At 31.5% G+C, this 18,217-nt stretch carries 16 protein-coding genes; all 16 read right to left on the minus strand.

Annotation, left to right across the window (positions count from 1 at the left end; genetic code table 11):
* Positions 1-110 precede the first annotated feature (110 nt).
* Complete coding sequence (locus B3086_RS11940; RefSeq protein ID WP_346846433.1) at positions 111-881, minus strand: CsxC family protein; 771 nt, start codon at positions 879-881, stop codon at positions 111-113.
* Positions 882-1,192: 311 nt separating this feature from the next.
* Positions 1,193-2,005 carry a CsxC family protein gene (locus tag B3086_RS11945; RefSeq protein ID WP_346846432.1) on the minus strand — a complete coding sequence of 271 codons (813 nt, stop codon included), beginning with the start codon at positions 2,003-2,005 and terminating at the stop codon, positions 1,193-1,195.
* Positions 2,006-2,306: 301 nt separating this feature from the next.
* Positions 2,307-2,897, minus strand: coding sequence for a DUF3862 domain-containing protein (locus tag B3086_RS11950; RefSeq protein ID WP_346893447.1), 591 nt, complete (start codon positions 2,895-2,897; stop codon positions 2,307-2,309).
* A 182-nt stretch (positions 2,898-3,079) separates the two neighbouring features.
* Entirely contained in the window at positions 3,080-3,685 is a 606-nt protein-coding gene (locus B3086_RS11955) for an isoprenylcysteine carboxylmethyltransferase family protein (RefSeq protein ID WP_346893449.1), read from the minus strand.
* A 219-nt stretch (positions 3,686-3,904) separates the two neighbouring features.
* Positions 3,905-5,017, minus strand: coding sequence for a PQQ-dependent sugar dehydrogenase (locus B3086_RS11960; protein WP_346846429.1), 1,113 nt, complete (start codon positions 5,015-5,017; stop codon positions 3,905-3,907).
* Between the two features lie 154 nt (positions 5,018-5,171).
* Positions 5,172-5,546 (minus strand): phage holin family protein, encoded by a 375-nt coding sequence (locus B3086_RS11965; protein WP_346846428.1) that lies wholly within the window; start codon positions 5,544-5,546, stop codon positions 5,172-5,174.
* A 106-nt stretch (positions 5,547-5,652) separates the two neighbouring features.
* A complete protein-coding gene (locus tag B3086_RS11970; RefSeq protein ID WP_346846427.1) occupies positions 5,653-6,588 on the minus strand; it encodes a DUF5692 family protein in 936 nt (311 codons plus the stop codon).
* Positions 6,589-6,875: 287 nt separating this feature from the next.
* Complete coding sequence (locus B3086_RS11975) at positions 6,876-7,520, minus strand: histidine phosphatase family protein (RefSeq protein ID WP_346893451.1); 645 nt, start codon at positions 7,518-7,520, stop codon at positions 6,876-6,878.
* A gap of 327 nt (positions 7,521-7,847) precedes the next feature.
* Positions 7,848-9,284: a carbon starvation CstA family protein gene (locus tag B3086_RS11980; protein WP_346846425.1), complete on the minus strand. Its 1,437-nt coding sequence runs from the start codon at positions 9,282-9,284 to the stop codon at positions 7,848-7,850.
* A 105-nt stretch (positions 9,285-9,389) separates the two neighbouring features.
* A complete protein-coding gene (locus B3086_RS11985; RefSeq protein ID WP_346846424.1) occupies positions 9,390-10,091 on the minus strand; it encodes a LytTR family DNA-binding domain-containing protein in 702 nt (233 codons plus the stop codon).
* 4 nt (positions 10,092-10,095) lie between these two features.
* Positions 10,096-11,769 carry a sensor histidine kinase gene (locus B3086_RS11990; RefSeq protein ID WP_346879247.1) on the minus strand — a complete coding sequence of 558 codons (1,674 nt, stop codon included), beginning with the start codon at positions 11,767-11,769 and terminating at the stop codon, positions 10,096-10,098.
* 213 nt (positions 11,770-11,982) lie between these two features.
* Positions 11,983-13,497 (minus strand): xylulokinase, encoded by a 1,515-nt coding sequence (xylB, locus tag B3086_RS11995; RefSeq protein ID WP_346893453.1) that lies wholly within the window; start codon positions 13,495-13,497, stop codon positions 11,983-11,985.
* Positions 13,498-13,522: 25 nt separating this feature from the next.
* The gene (locus tag B3086_RS12000) at positions 13,523-14,560 is read right to left on the minus strand and encodes an NAD(P)-dependent alcohol dehydrogenase (RefSeq protein ID WP_346846421.1); all 1,038 of its coding nucleotides are present in this window, start codon (positions 14,558-14,560) and stop codon (positions 13,523-13,525) included.
* Between the two features lie 68 nt (positions 14,561-14,628).
* Positions 14,629-15,615, minus strand: coding sequence for a sugar ABC transporter substrate-binding protein (locus B3086_RS12005; protein WP_346846420.1), 987 nt, complete (start codon positions 15,613-15,615; stop codon positions 14,629-14,631).
* Positions 15,616-15,680: 65 nt separating this feature from the next.
* Positions 15,681-16,697, minus strand: coding sequence for an ABC transporter permease (locus tag B3086_RS12010; RefSeq protein WP_414632291.1), 1,017 nt, complete (start codon positions 16,695-16,697; stop codon positions 15,681-15,683).
* 13 nt (positions 16,698-16,710) lie between these two features.
* Complete coding sequence (locus B3086_RS12015) at positions 16,711-18,207, minus strand: sugar ABC transporter ATP-binding protein (protein ID WP_346846418.1); 1,497 nt, start codon at positions 18,205-18,207, stop codon at positions 16,711-16,713.
* Between the last annotated feature and the right edge of the window lie 10 nt (positions 18,208-18,217).

The following is an 18,217-nucleotide window of genomic DNA, read 5'->3' on the forward strand; positions in this document are numbered from 1 at the left end:
AAACCTCTCTTAGTAGATTTTAGGCCTGTTTAATATTATCAAGTAATAAAAGCTTTTACACTTATATTCATTTAGCAATGTTACACTTTTATATTTATATTATTTAATAATTATAGTGCTGCAATTTTTACCTGTTGTTCTTGTAGGACTTTTAGTGTTAAATTCACTACTATTTTTTCTGTGAATCCAGTAAATATTTGTTCTGCAGGAACTATGCAACTTATAGTTGGATTTATATGAATATCAACCTCAGCAATATCTGCTCTTACTAATTCAGTAAAAGGTTTTTCATTAAAGAATTCTGTAGAGAAAAAACTCTGACCACAAGGATTATGTCCAATTACGGGATCTGAACAAGCATTGCAACCTTGAAGTTTATCTGTAAAAAATTCTAATTCACTCTGAATGTCATTTTCAATAAAAATCGGTTCTCTAATAAAATTAATTCTTGTTGTAAAATTGAAAGGAACTTCAACTGTGCAACATCTTATATCTCCACAAACATTTGGACTTTCAATTATACTACAAGTTTTGGTTGCATACTCAATATTTTTTCTTATAAACCCCTCTATAAATAGTATTCCAGTATCAGGTGCACACTCTTGAAAAAATGGAATAATACGAGATTGAGTTAAAAATACATTTTTTTTAATTCGTTTAATTTCCATAGCTGGTTGGTCTAATGTGATAGTAGCTTCAACAGGAATTGTTATGTTTATCTCTGCTAATACAACTGGAATCTTAACAAATACAGGTCCAGATTTAATAACAACAGGTGTTACAGGGATTTGTTTAGTTAATGATTGTACTTTAGACGTAATAGTTGCACAAGGATCTGCTACACATTCATAATCACTTGTATTTTTTGGGCTATCATTCATTATAAGATTTCCTCCTTATCTATCTAATTGTTAGTGTAAAGTTTTTTACACTAATTCTTTTTTAAAACTATATATATATCAATGCCCCCTTTTTTTCTGTTATAATTGAATCGCAAAGCCAATCAAAACATCCAAAGGAAAAACATTGCTATGGATTCATGATATAAAGATATCTCATGCTTCCGATGAAGCTTATATTAAGTATTGTAATGCTTGATAAAGATAATATTTCTCTTAAAAACAGACCCAAAACCTCTCTTAGTAAGCTTTAGGTCTGCAATATATCATTTAAATAAGATTAATTTTTCAATTTAATTCCTGCATGTTGCTTGTGTTGCTTCTGTTGCTGTAATTTCTACCTGTTGTTCTTGTAATACTTTTAGTGTTAAATTTACTACTACTTTTTCTGTAAGTTGAGTAAATACTTGCTCTGTAGGAACTGCGCAATTTATAGTTGGATTTGTGTGAATATCAACTTCAGCAATATCCGCTCTTACTAATTCAGTAAAAGGTTTTTCGTTAAAGAACTCTGTAAAGAAGGAGCTCTGATCGCAAGGATTACGTCCAATTACTCTATCTGAACAAGCATCGCAACCTTGAAGTTTATCTGTAAAAAATTCTAATTCACTCGGAATGCTATTTTCAATAAAAATTGGTGGTCTAAGGAAAGCAATTCTTGTTGTGAAATTAAAAGGTACTTCAACTGTACAATGTCTTATATCTCCACAAACATTTGGAGTTCCAGCTGTCCTACAAGTTTTAGTTGCATACTCAATATTCTTTCTTATAAAACCTGCTATAAATAGTATTCCAGTATTAAATTGATCATCTTGAGAAAATGGAATAATACGGGATTGAGTTAAATATACATTCTTTCTAATTCGTTTAATTTCTATAGCTGGTTGGTCTAGTGTGATAGTAGCTTCAACCGGAATGGTTATATTTACTTCTGCTAACACAACTGGAATCTTAACAAATGCAGGTCCAGGTGCAATAACAATCGGAGTTACAGGAAGTTGTTCAGTTAGTGATTGTACTTGGGTAGTAACAGTTGCACAAGAATCTGTTGCACAAGAGTTTCCTACACATCTATTGTTATTTGCATTTATTTTATTGTCATTCATAATAACATTTCCCCCATTTTTATCTAATTAAACTATAGTTAGTGAGACCTTATACTACATAATATAAGAATTTCTACTTTTTGTTCATATATAAATAAAAAAGTTTCTTTTATTTAGTAAATTCAATCATAAGCCTGTTGAAGAAACTTTAGAGTATCTAAAATAAATAAACAATATCCTCTTTTAAAATTTATTTGCATAAACTCAACCCTTAAAATAAATAAAAAACTAGGTTTCCCTAGTCTTTTATTTATATTTGTTTCAATTCATATACCTTTAGATTTATATCATAAATTAAATACTATTTTAAGTTAAATTGAGCTTTCATTTCTAGTTTTCCATCTGAAAAAGTAAAGTTAGCGTTTGAGCCATCTTTATTTATCCATGCATAGATTATAGCTTCCATATCCATAATTTTTGTTTGAGAAAGTATTTGTCCCTCACCTAATATACCTTTAACTTCATCATATGTCATTCCTTCTTTAACCTGATTATACTTGTCTAATGTTATTTTTGCATCCATACTTTCTAATCCAGCTTGAGCCTTTGCCGTAACTTCATCATTTTGCATGGTAATGGTCAAATTACTTATACCAGAACCATTCCAAGAATATAGATTGGTTTTAATCCCAGCTACCTCAGATGAACTTTCTTCTTTTCCATCTCCAAGTATATTTTTGACCTCATCATATTTAGCACCCATATTTATTTTCAAAAAATTCTCATAGGTAACTTTTGTGTCTGTTTTCTTTTCCTCTATAGGTTTTTCCTCTGTAACCGTTGGCGGATTACTTGCTGCATCATTTTGTATCTCTACAGTTTTAGAGCTACATCCTACTAATCCTAAAATTAATAATCCACCAGTTATCATTGATAGTATTTTTCTCATCATTTCTCCCCCTTATTAGTTAAATCCTTTATAATTGTATAACAATATAGTTTTTTTTACAATCGCTTACATATAATAATTAAGACTTATATAGATGAAAAAAAGATTAGATTCCTCTAATCTCCATATAACTGAATGATAACATTAATCTTATTCCTCTTTATCACCAAATATACTTATATTTCTCAAAATAATAGATATCTTGGTGTTTTATTTGCATATTCATTATATTCCTTTTTAAATACTTCTTCCATATGATTTTCTTCTTGAAGTATTTGTAGATGTATACCAACTACAACTAATAAACCTACAATTACGATAATAAGATTTGCATAGGTAATTGCAGCTCCAATAAACATCAAGTCCATTCCAACAAAGGCTGGATTCCTACTGAATCTATAAAGTCCTGAAATTATAAGTGATGTTCTTGTTGATTTATCTATACCAGCTCTCCAAGAAGTTTTCATGAAAACCATAGCCAATATAAAGAGTGAAACTCCTATTAATGTAATAACCACTCCAATAATGCTTACTGTAAAGCCTTTCCCAAGTCCAACAAACCACTTTTCTGTAAATGATGGAAATAAAGCACTAATAGTCCAAATCCCAATCCCTGCAAAAGTCATTGCTTTTAGAAACCTTTCAATAATAAGACTTTCTTTACTTTTAGTACCTTTACCAAAAACATTAGCTTTAATGTTGTTTTTCTTTGATAATATTATTAGTTTACCCATATATGAAATACCAAATATACATAGTAATGCAAATGAAACTATCTCTATTAACCCCATAATTATTCCCACCTTTAAAATTACTCTTTACTAATATTACTCATATGAATACTTATTCATATGTTCATATAAATATTATATTATCACTTATAATTTGTGTCAATAGACTTTAGCAAAAATTTCTAATATAAAGGTAAACACACTGTACAGCAATAGTCAAAAATATATATCACATTATCAAGGTAAGAGTTATAATTATTGTAAATCTTATGCTGATTTTTACTTGCTCCCCCTAATTGGAATAATCCGAATAATTCTATCATCACCTATATTAGGATTACCTCTTCCATCTCTATTACTTGTTGTTAGGTAAATCGATCCATCTTTCCCCTGAATAATCTCACGTAAGCGCCCATATCTATTCTTCAACCATGAATCTACGCTATTTACTTTCGTTCCTTTTCCATTCAATGAAATAGTAAGTAGTTGTTCGCCACGTAAAGTAGCAACTAGTAATTTCCCTTGCAACGCTCCTTGTTCTACAAAGGCTATACCAGAAGGCGCCCACGTTTCTTCTTCACTGTGTATTAATGGCTTTTGCACTATAACTTCCTTAGAGTCTTCATTTCCTTGAACCAGAGGCCATCCATAATTAGCTCCTGGCTGTATAATATTTATTTCATCATGAGCGGTCTGCCCATGCTCAGAGGCATACAATATATTTCTTGAATTCCAGGTTAAACCCTGAGGATTTCTATGACCTAAGCTATAAACAGGTGAATTTACATTTGGATTATCTTCAGGAATACTACCGTCTAATTCTATTCGCAGTATTTTCCCTGCTGTACTTGTGATATTTTGTGCCAATGCAGAATTACCTGCATCCCCCGTTGTAATATACAATTTTCCATCCGGCCCTATCTTTATCCTACCTCCATTATGAATCCGCCCACCAGGAATTTTATCAATAAGCACTCTGTCAATAGATGCCTTGTTATTATTTTCAATCAATCTCACAACACGATTGTGAAGTTGATTACCTTCTGCATATGAATGCATAACATATATATAATGGTTTTGAGAATAATTTGGATCTAATACAATTCCCATCAATCCCCCTTCCCCTTGGCTTACAAAGGGTGCACTAAATCTAATCAGTGGTTGTGGAAGAAGTTTGCCATCTTCAATAATTCTAACTGCTCCAGACCGCTCTGTAAAATATAATTTACCTTCATTGCTTATATCTATGGCCCAAGGTACATATAAATTTTCAGCAATAACTTCAACTTCATAGGGAAGTTCTCTTGAAATACCGCTCTTTGCTTTCCCTCTAGAGGCGTTATCTCCACGTAATATCATATTAGATAAAACATTGTAAATCTTTCTTTTCATGCTGCTATCCTCCAAACTTAAATAAATCATATATCAATGCACACTTTATTTATATTATTAAGTATTCATGTTAATGTTCCATTTTTACATAAATAAAAAGAACCCTATTTCTAGAGTTCTTCCTTTAATCATTTCAATATGATGTATTTAAAAATTACATTGCTCTTGATGGAAATACAGCATCTATTACACCAATTACTAAAGCTGCTAATATTGCGCCTAGAAGAGATACCCTCATATTTGGCACTAAAAATTGTGCTACATATATTATTACAGCTGCAATAATAAAACCTTTTATTCCTTTTCCAAAAGGTGATGCATCAACTCCCATGAATGCTTCTACGAAATAGTCTAATACAGTTATTACAACTGCTGCAATTAGATATGACCATAATCCATAAATACTAAATCCTGGAGTTAAAAATGATGTTATACCTAAAATAATTGCAACTAATATCAATCTTCCTGCCCATCTTAAAATACTATTTCCACTAGAACCTTCTTTTCTTACCTCATTATTATCTGGCATAAGAATTCCTCCTTTAATAGAAATTTTAATTTCTTAAAGGTATTATGCCCATAAATTCCAAAAATATAATCTCCTATATACATATTAAATTATTATACTTTTTATATTATCTATTTTCTTCAACTACCTTCTTATAGGCTTTTGTTTCTACAAAAATTTCATCTTTTAGTGGATTAAGTTTATTTTTATGAATCTTATTAAACTGATAAATTACTAATGCTACATTTGCTATTAAAGATAATAAACTTAAAATAAAAAATGCTTTTGGATTATGTGTAGTAGCTACAGGTGCTATACGATCTGCAAAGGAAGGTACTGTCATAACAAACATAATCCATAGGGCAAGTGTCTGTGCACGATGCTGTAGCCATGCTCCTTTTTTGATAAAGAAAGCAGGTATGGTGCAAGAAAGTAACAGTGCCAAACCACAATAAAATGAATGATCTGCTATACAATTATATGTATAGGCAAAATTCCACAAATCATATGCTATAATCCAAGGCCATATCATATCAGGCCATATCATATCCTTTGTTTTATCTTTAGAAATAAAAATACCAACCCATCCGCAAATGGCAATAATGTTTAGTAATCCAGCTATACCATTCATGATATTCCATGATCCTGACATTACCCAAAGATTGTCTACATATGCTCCGTTCCATGCACCATATGTAAAGCATTGAAAATCACGAATAGCTGCTTCGAGAATATTAATTGCCAAAATAAGTGGTGGAAAGCATAATACCCACTTTTTTTTAGCAAGTGATGGAATATAGCGAATAGCCATAAATCCAAGGCACCCTGCCAGTGCTGAGTAAGTTTTTACCCAGTTAAACCAAGTACCTGTTCCATATTCATTTCCTGGAGCTGCAGTTGTTGGCCAAACAAAAATAGTTAAACCTATAGGAACAATTAAAAAAAGTATAATTCCGCCCCATTTTGTTGAACGACCAAGCTCATTAAAAGCCATTAAGGCAAAAAGAATAAAAAGCCAAATAGCCCAACCTGTAAAATTGGTTGACTCATAAAAAAAACCCATAATATTCCCCCCTAAAAATAATATTTGACATAATTCTATTATGTCTCTTTATAACAAGCAAAGATATGTAAATATTTAAAGTTTAAATATCTTTATCTGTTATCTTAGTAATTATATTACATATTGACTCTTTGGTCAAATATTTAAAACGCCCCAAAACCCCCATGAACAGCACAACTATTTATATAGTTTTATATTTATATAGTTTCCTATATAACTATTTTCCTGTTTAAATATTTATATAGACATATAGTTTTATATACTCCTATTTCTCTATAAATCTAGGTTTATATTTCCCTATGATAATATAAATGCTCAACACTATTGCTCATAACTATTTCCCATTTTCCTTCTATATGCTCAATTTTGTGCATTCCAGTAGTAGATGTTTTAGATAGTTTAGGTGACTTATTTGTCCACTTTATATTATTTAATATATAGTATAAAACATTTATTACTCCACCATGAGTAAGAATCATTACATCATCTTCTTCCATTCCTGTTGAAATATTGTTGCAAAGTTCTAGAAAAGTACTTTGTATTCTCTTGTAAAACTCACTAGGGCTTTCCCCATTTGGATATCTCTCACTCATGTCTAGTGTATTAAAAAAGAGTCCAGGATATTTTATTAATGCATCCTTGTTATCCATTCCTGCCAGAACTCCATTATTTATTTCTCTCCAATCACTACAATACTTCACTGGTATATTTAATTTACTTTCAATCTCCTTAGCTGTTTCAACAGCTCGTCTTAAATCACTGCTTATAATTTTATTAATGCTGTACTTTTCTTTATTATCACTTAAATAATTTGCTAATAATTGGGCTTGTTCCATGCCCTCCTCTATTAAACCCAAATCACTCCATCCACCTCTATAATTTTCATTGTCCATACCATGTCTAACTATGTATATAGCCAATTTACCACTCACTCCTTCCTAGTAACCGAATAAACTATAACTACCATTTACCCTAAAATACTATTACTTTAATCGAATATAGAGCCTATTATTACAATTACATACTTTTATAATAAATTTATAGTTACAATTTGTAAACTATTTTATTTATTATAATATAATCCTTATCCAGGTATGTAATAACTCTTCACTCCCTCTTTAAATTAGATGGAAGTATTAGAGATGATATCAACCGTATAAAAATATATAAAAAAGTACCTATAAGCTAAACACTTTTGTGTATCTAGCCTATAAGTACTTTTATTCCATTAGTATTTTTATAATGAACTTTATAGAATTTTAAATTTTACCTTTTGCTTTTGTTTCTACTTTTTTTGCTGCTATTAAGAAAATTACCATTGCTACAATTGCACTTACAATTCCTATTGGATATGAAATACTTTGAGAAAGCTTAAAGCCTTCTGGTGCAATTAAAATGTAAGATGTACATACTGCTGTCATAAATGTTGCTGGTATAGTAGCAATCCAGTGTTTTTTACCTTTAGTAACTAAGTACATGCCTGATGTCCATAATACTATTGTAGCTAAAGTTTGGTTAGACCATCCAAAATATCTCCATACTATTCCAAAATCCATCTTAGTTAATATAAAGCCTACTACAAATAAAGGAATACTAATTATAAATCTATTTTTAATAGGTCCTTGATCAAGTTTAAATGAATCAGCTATAGTTAATCTTGCACTTCTAAATGCTGTATCCCCAGAAGTTATAGGACATGCTACAACTCCAAGTATAGCTAGTAATCCACCTACTCTTCCAAGTAAGCTTCCGCAAATTTCGTTTACTACCCAAGCTGCTGTATGACCTTCCATTGCCATAGTAGCATTTAACTCTGCTACTCCACCAAAGAAACTCATTGCTGCTGCAGCCCAAATTAAAGCAACTACACCTTCTGCTATCATTGAACCATAGAATATTTTTCTACCTTGCTTTTCACTAGTTATACATCTTGCCATTAAAGGTGATTGTGTCGCATGGAACCCTGAAATAGCTCCACAAGCAATAGTTATAAATAGCATTGGAAATATTGGGTTTCTATCTGGATTTGAATGCATATTAATCAAATTAGCCGGTATTATTTCTGGTATATCAAATCCACCAAAAATTAATGCACCACCAACACCAATTGCCATAACTAATAAACAAATTCCAAAAATAGGGTATATCTTTCCAATAAGCTTGTCTATAGGAACCATTGTTGCAATTATATAATATGCAAATATAATATATATTAATAATGTAATGTTTAATCCTGTTAATCCTTTTAATATACTTGCTGGTCCAGTTACAAATACAACTCCTACAAGAACTAAAAGTATTACTGAGAATACTCTCATAAAGTTTTTGAAGCCTTTTCCAAGGTATTGACCTACAACTTCAGGAATACTTGTCCCATCATGCCTTACTGAAAGCATACCAGAAAAATAATCGTGAACTCCACCTGCAAATATACATCCAAAGACAATCCACAAAAATGCTGATGGACCCCACATTGCACCTGCAATTGCACCAAAAATAGGTCCTAAACCTGCTATGTTAAGAAATTGAATTAAGAAAATTTTGTATGCAGGCATTTTAACAAAGTCTACACCATCCTCTAGCCTTACAGCAGGAGTTTGAATTTTTTCATCTGCTCCAAAAGCCTTTTCCACAATTGCACCATAAATAAAATAACCTATAATAAGAGCAATAATCGCTAAAATAAATGATACCATTTGGACCCCTCCTAATTAATTATTTGTTAACAAAATTATAATATGTTTTTTAGGAGTTTATACGGTTTCATACATGAAAAAACAAAAAAAGCACATCAAGTGCTTTTATATGCCCATTATATGCTTAAACTCACCTATATTATTTCTACTTACGGGTATATCAACTTTCTCACCTTGTAATTTTAACATAAAGGTGTTGTTAAACCACGGAACTATCTCTGTAATTTTATCAGTATTAATAATATATGATCTATGACTTCTATAAAAGAGTTCTTTGGGAAGTTTTTTATAAAATTCTGAAATACTACAGTTTACATTATATTGTACTCCATTAATATAAATTAAAGTTTCTCGTTCCTTTGCTTCACAATAGGAAATATCTACTATATTTTTTACAATCATCTTATTATCTTTCCAAAGGGTTATTTTATTATTTATACTCTTTTTATCTGAAAGTTTATCAATTTTCTTTAATGTACTAACTATTCGTTCTTCTGAATAAGGCTTTAATATGTAGTCATAAGCTTGAATTTCAAAGGCATCTACAGCATAATCTTTATGGGCAGTAATAAAAATTACAAGGGATTGCTTTGGAAAATGATTAATAATTTTACATAATGCAATGCCATCTAGTTTTGGCATATTAATATCTAGGAAAATAATATCTGGTTTATTTTCTTCAATATATTCTAAAGCCTTAATAGAATCATCAAATTCATTCACTATTTTTATATTACTGAAATTGTTTATAAAATATTTTAGCTCTTCTCTTGAAGGAGATTCATCATCAACAATAATACAATTCATACCATCACTCCCTTATTTTACTTACATTGAAACTGATTCTAGTACCGCTTTTCAATGTTTCTATCTTTAATCCTTCACCATAAATATATTTTAATCTATTATGAACATTTGATATGCCTATTTTATTTTCTTCCATTTTATCTTCATAGACTTTTTCTATAATATCTTTTGAAATTCCAATTCCATCATCTTCAATAATTATCATAATGTTGTCCTTGGAAACTTTTTGAACTTCAATTGTCACTGTCCCTTCACCTTTACCTTTTAAAATACCATGTTTTATGGAATTTTCAACTATTGGCTGAATGATAAGACTTGGGATTTTAACATCTAAATCATCTTCAATATTATAAACTACATGAAGTTTCTCCCCAAATCTTGCTTTTTCTATTTCTACATATGCTTTAACCTGCTCTAGTTCCTTATAAATATCTACATGGTTTTCCCCTATATCTAAATTATACCTTAAGTAGGTAGATAAATTAATAATTAGCTCTCTTGCTTTATTAGGATTAAATCTAATAAAGGAAATTATTGTATTTAGTGCGTTAAATAGAAAGTGAGGATTTATTTGGGATTGCAATGCCTTTATTTCAGCCTTATTTGCCATATTTTTCAGTTCTCCAAGCTTACTTATTTCTAGCTGGGTAGAAATAATTTGGGATAAGCCTACAGCCAAATTTATATTTCTAAAGGAAATGGCATTATCAGTGCAATAATATATTTTTAATGTACCTATTACTTCATCTCCTTCTTTTAAAGGAGCAATAATTGCAGATTTTAAACTACAATTTAAATTAGGACACTCTATCTGATTTGCATTTGTTAGAGAAAGTAAATTTCCTCCTTTAATAACCTTTTTTGTAGCCTCTGTTATAATATTTTGACCCTTTATGTGGTGGTCAGCTCCTACTCCTACGTGAGCTAATATATTCTCTTTATTTGTTATAGATACTGCATCTGCATTAATTGATTCCCTTATTATTCCGCATATCTGTTCTAAGGAATTTTCATTCATTTCTCTAAAATACGGTAAGGTTTTATTTGCAATCTCCAAAGCGATTTGTGCTTGTTTTGCTGCAATTTCTTCCTTTTCTTTAAGTATTTTTTGAATTATCAATATTAGAATTGCAATTCCAATAGCATTAGCAAAACTCATAGGAAAATATATGCTCTTTACAATGGTTAAGGCATTGCTAAAGGGATGTGCCATTGTAAGTATTAGAATCATTTCTAAAATTTCAATTAAAAGTCCTCCAAATAACCCGTAAAACCACTTGTTATTTTCATTTGATTTACTATATATTAAACCCGCAACTATTCCCGAAATTATAGTAGTTATTGTGCATGGTATTGATGTAATACCTCCAATGTCTACAAGCAATCTATGAACTCCAGCTATAATACCTGCCATTGTCCCTACAAAAGGTCCGCATAGTATTCCCCCAGTCATTACACCAATAATTCTTGTATTAGCAATGGCTCCATTAACCTCTGTTCCTGTGTAGGTTCCCAAAATTCCAAAGGCTCCAAAAATTATTGAAAGCACAATTAGATCTTTCTTTTTAAATTTATCCTTTTGTACTATTTTCTTAAAGCTCCCTAGTCTTGAAACAAAGAAAGCAATAAGGATTATATACCCTAAATTATTCGTAAGATTTCTTAGTAATTCAACCATTAAAATTAACTCCATTTCACTAAATGCATATTTTAAAAACATATATCGAATATTTTACCAGTTGTTTTTATATCTAAATAAGTTTCTATAAATATTATATATAAAATTCTAAAATATATAAACAAAGTTATTAATACTTGTTGTGTCAAATAAGAATGAGCACCCCTAAGAGTGCTCATTCTTAACTTAATAAATTATAATATAATTAATCTATTATAATAATTCAAAAGTTCCTTTTAAATCATCATATATCTTCTTATAAATCTCATAATATCTTTTATATACTAGGGAATTTTCTTCTTTTGGAAATTGTACACTATTTTCAGAAATTGCTATGCTACAAGCTTCATCTATATCCTTATATACGCCAGTTCCAACTCCTGCTAGTAATGCTACCCCTAAGGCTGGCCCTTCTGAAGACTTATTTGTAGATACTTTGCAGTTAAACATATCTGCTAATATTTGACGCCATAGTTCACTTTTTCCGCCTCCACCTGACACCATCACATTAGTAGGATTCATTCCTGTGTCTTTAATGATTTCCATGCAATCTAAAAGTGAATAGGATACTCCTTCAATTACAGCTCTTAGCATTTCATTTTTTGTATGAGCAGCTGAAAGTCCAAAGAATACACCCTTTGCCTTAGGATTTAAATGTGGTGTGCGCTCTCCCATGAGATATGGAAGATATATTACTCCCCTTGAACCTGCAGTCACTTTTTCTGCTTCTTTAGTCATAAGTACATATGGATTAATTCCCATACCTTTTGCTAATTCAATTTCATTAGTACAAAAATTATCCCTAAACCATTTTAAAGAAAGTCCTGCACCTTGGGTTACTCCCATCATATGCCATGCACCTGGCACTGCATGACAAAAGGTGTGTACTCTTCCTTTCTCATCAATTATAGGTTCATCTAAATGAGCAAATACTACTCCTGAAGTACCTATAGTCGAAGATATTTGTCCGCTTTTTATAATACCATTTCCTATTGCACCAGCTGCCTGATCTCCTGCTCCCCCAACTACTGGTGTATTCTCTTTAAGACCAGTAACCTCCGCTGCTTTTTTATGAACTTTTCCACTGACTACAATTGATTCATGTACATCTCCTAAATACTCTATAGGAATATCTAAAGCATTAAGGACTTCCTTAGACCAGCACCTATTTTTAATATCTAAAAGCTGCATTCCTGAAGCATCAGATACCTCCGTAGCAAATTCACCTGTAAGCATATATCTTATATAGTCCTTAGGCAATAATATTTTCCTACATTTTTCATATATTTCAGGCTCATTATTTCTAACCCAAAGTATTTTAGATGCTGTAAATCCTGTTAGAGCAGGATTTGCTGTAATATCTATTAATCTTTTTTCTCCAACTTTTTCTGTAATCTCAACACATTCCTTAGCTGTACGTTGATCACACCAAATAATAGATTTTCTTAATACATTTCCATCTCCATCTAACATAACTAAACCGTGCATTTGTCCAGATAAGCCAATACCACTAATGGATTCCGGATTTATATTACTATCTTTTATAACTTGATTAATTGTTATACATACTGCATTCCACCAATCTTGTGGGTCTTGTTCTGCCCAACCAATCTCTGGCTGATATAATGGATATTCTGCTGTAGAAGAGGAAATAGGATTTCCTCCCCTATCAAATAGCACTGTTTTAGTACCTGAAGTTCCAATATCTATGCCTAATAAGTACTTCATCTTCTAGCCACTCCAATCAAAATTATTAAAGCTTAATAACTGCCTTTACTACATCATTCTTATTTTCTATAACATAGTCAAAGGCTTCCTTTGTGTCACTAAAATCAAATTCATGGGTAACTATTCCATTAACATCAATTTTCCCATCAGAAATTGCTCCTATAGCTGCTGGATATATGTTTCTATATCTAAATACACTTTTTATTTCAACCTCTTTAGTCATTATTTGCATGAAATCGAACTCAATTATATCCTTTGGCGCAAGTCCTACTAATACAATAGCTCCACCTCTTTTTATTAAGTAAGGTGTCTGCTTTATTGTATGCTCAGATCCTGCTGTTTCAATAACCACATTAGCACCAGCATTGTTTGTAATCTCATTTATTACAGCTAGTACATCTTGATTTTTTGCATTTATAACTTTAGTTGCACCTAATTTTAGGGCATAATCTAATCTCTTATCTATAACATCTACAACAATAACATTTGTAGCACCATATGCCTTACAAGCTAATAAAGTTACTAAACCTATACATCCTGCACCTAAAACTACAACCGTATCCCCTAATTTTACATTTCCTTGTGATACGGCATGTAATCCTACTGCTAAAGGTTCGACTAAAGCACCCTCCTTAGTTGATACATTGTCTGGTAGTTTAAAACACATACTTTCTGGATATGTTATATAATTCATTAAAGAACCATGATATGGCGGTGTTGCTAAAAACTCAACCTCTGGGCATAGATTATATTTACCACTTTTACAAAATTCACATTGACCACAAGTTTGACCTGGTTCTAAAGCAACTCTATCTCCAACTTTTAAATTCTTAACTCCAGGGCCTACTTGAACTATTTCTCCAGCACATTCATGACCTAAAATAAAATCTCCATCTACTATGAAGTCTCCTATTCTACCATGCTCATAATAATGTACATCTGAACCACATATTCCTACATATTCTAATTTTATAAGTACTTCTTTATCCTTTGGAGCTGAAACCTCAATATCTCTTGTTTCCATATTATGAGTTCCACACATATATACTGCCTTGTTTATCATCTTTATTCCTCCTAAATTAAGTTCAATTATAGACCTTGCACAAAACTGTACAAGGTCTACATTTTTTATTAGTCTATATTACCTGCTTTTTTATGAATTTCTATAAACTCATCAGCGTTATCCTTTGTGATTAATGGACAATCTACCATTATAGTATCACGCTCTACTTTACCAGTCATAACATCATATGTTAGCTTAACAGCTTTTTCTGCAAGCTCGTAAGCACTTTGAAGAGTAGTTGATGTCATTTCACCATTTTTTATAGCTAAACAAGCTTCTGCTGTTCCATCAACACCATATGATAATATATTTGTCTTTCCTGCTGCTTTAGCTGCTTCAAGAGCTCCTACACACATGTTATCATTCATAGATATTATTGCATCAATTTCTCCATGAGTTTGAATCCAGTCTTCCATTAATCTCATCGCTTCATCTTTATTCCAATTTGCAATTTGCTCATCTAAGATTTTAACGTCTGGTCTCTTTGCAAAGAATTCTTTTTCCCATCCTTCACGTCTCTTATCAGAGTGCATATTACCTGCTGGTCCCATAAGAACTACAACTTTTCCATTTTGAGGAACTTGCTCTAAAGCAAGTTTTGCATTTTTAGCAGCTTGATCTACTGGGTCTGCATCTACTGCAGCTGCTCTATCATTATCATTAATACGGTTGTTTACTGTAATAACCTTAACACCTTTATCCATAGCTGCCATAGCTGGTGCTACTTGTGCTTCAGAATCAAATGGTTGAAGAAGAATTGCATCATATTTCTTTGTAACCGCATTCTCAATATGAGATGCTATAACTTCATTCTTGCTATCTCCATCAAATATATCTACCTGTACATCCTTATAGTTTGCAGCTACTTCATCCTTTACTGCATTTGCAAGCCATGCAGCAAAAGAATCTCCTTGTGCCCTTGCAATATATGCAACTTTATAAGTCTTTTCACCTTCTACAGCTGGTTCCTCCTTTGAAGTATTAGTACATCCCACAGTAAGTGATAATGCTAGTAACGATGACATGGCTAAAGCTAATATTTTCTTTGTTTTCATATCATTTTCTCCCCCTAATTATATTATTTTTATTATATTTTGATTTTTACTTAACTTGATTTAGTTTAAACAGAACTTCCTTTGGTTTTCACTAGGGTTTTGTCTTTTGTTTTATCAGTAATACTACCTAGCTTTTTACTTTCTCTTTTGTTCTTAGATTTTATATCGTAAATTACTGCAAATGCAATAATTACTCCCTTTACTACTTGTTGCATATAAGATTGTATTCCTACTAGGTTCATTATATTGTTTAAGAATCCCATAATGAATGCTCCTGCAAGGGTTCCACCTGCAGTTCCTATTCCCCCAGTAAAGCTTGTTCCACCAATTATTGCAGCAGTCATTCCTTCAAATTCTGCTCCTATACCAGCATTAGGAAGTCCAGCATTAACACGAGACATAAATAACACACCTGCGATTCCAACAAATATACCATTTATAAGATAAGCCTTCATCTTAGTTTTATTTACGTCTATTCCTGAAGCTCTTGAAGCCTCTTCACTACCACCTACAGCATAAACACATCTACCCAGCTTTGTATGTTTTAGGATGTACCAAGTTAAAAGAGTAATTCCAGTCATGAATATTACAGGAATAGGAATAAATCCTATAGAGTTTTGTCCTAGTACAATAAAATCTCCTATTTGATAAATATTTTGACCATTTGTAAATAATAAGGCTGCTCCTCTTGCTACAGTTTGCATAGCTAATGTGGCAATAAATGGAGGTGCTTTAAACTTAGTTACCATTATCCCATTGATAAAGTTACAAATAACACCTACAAGCACTCCAACTAGCACTGCTATTTCCAAAGAACCTGTTGCCTTAAAGGCTGCAACAGAAAGCAGACCTGATAAAGCCAGAACTGAACCTGCTGATAAATCTATAAGTCCACATATAATTAAAATTGTTTCACCAAAAGCAATAATAGTGGTTATTGATATTTGTCTTGATATATTAGTTAAGTTTTCTCCTGATAAAAATACAGGACTGATTAAAGAACATGCCATAAACATAGCAAGTAATACAACGTAAATACTATATTTACTTGAGGTTTTTGACCATTTATGTCTAATATCTATCATCTTCATCCTTCTATTCCCCCCTTGTAGCTAACTTCATAATAGCTTCTTGTGTAGCCTTTTCTCTATCTATTTCTCCAGTAATTTTTCCAGATGCCATAACATAGATTCTATCGCACATACCTATGAGCTCTGGTAATTCAGAACTTATTATTATTACTGCTCTATTTTCTTTTGCAAGTTCTGTAATAAGTTTATATATTTCGTACTTTGCTCCTACATCGATTCCCCTTGTTGGCTCATCAAGTATAAGAACATCTGGATTTCTAAGCATCCACTTTGCAAATATTACCTTCTGTTGATTTCCTCCACTTAGAGAATCAATAGAGGTTTCTAAATTAGGACATTTTACCTTCATTCTTTCACATATATTTGATACACTACTAATCTCTTTTTTACTATGTAGATGACCCTTATAAAAGAATTTTTCTAAATTAGATATGGATACATTTTCAGTTATACTTCTAATTCCTACTATTCCATATCTCTTACGATCTTCTGATAGCATAACTATTCCATTGTTAATACTATCTTTTACATTTTTTATTTTTACTTCCTTACCCTTAACTTTAATCTCACCTGATAGGTATGGGTCTAGTCCAAATATTGTTCTAGCCACTTCACTTCTACCTGCTCCCATAAGACCTGCAAAACCTACAATTTCTCCTCTTTTTACATGGAAATTGATATCCTCAAAATGTTTTCCATCAGTTAGTTCTTTAACCTCTAACATGGTTTCTCCGATTTTAATATCTTCCTTAGGATATGCATTGGTAATTTTACGGCCTACCATAAGAGAAATAACCTTGTCTATATCTAACTCACTAGCTGGCTTAGTATCAATAACAACCCCATCTCTTATAACTGTTATCTCATCAGCTATTTTAAAGATTTCTTCCATCTTATGAGATATGTATATTATACTTACACCCTTACTTTTTAATTCAGCAATCTTATCAAAGAGAATTCCTACCTCTTTTCTAGTAATTGCAGATGTAGGTTCATCCATGATAATAACCTGTGAATTATAAGACATAGCCTTTAGTATCTCTAGCATTTGTATATCTGATACTGTAAGATCTTTAAATTGTGTTGTTGGCGAATAGGGTAAATTTTCTTGTTTTAAAAGTTCTTCTGTATCTTTTCTAATCTTCTTCCAATTAATTTTTCCTAATTTATTTACAGGCTCTCTTCCTAAAAATATACTTTCTTCAATAGTAATCTCAGGTATATAATTTAGCTCTTGAAATATCATAGATATACCATGCTTACGAGCTTCAATAGGATTCTGTATCTTAACTTCTTTTCCATCTATATGAATACTTCCACCATCAGGCTGATATATACCATTTATTATCTTCATAAGTGTAGACTTACCAGCTCCATTTTCTCCACAAAGCACATGAACCGTTCCCTTTTTAACAGAAAAACTTACATTTGCTAAGGCAGTTACTCCTGGGAAAAATTTCTGTATACCTTTTAATTCCAGCTTTGGTATATTGCTCTCCACCTTTATCCCC

It is taken from the genome of Clostridium sp. UBA871 (assembly GCF_002295255.1).
Taxonomy (GTDB): Bacteria; Bacillota; Clostridia; order Clostridiales; family Clostridiaceae; genus Clostridium_J; species Clostridium_J sulfidigenes.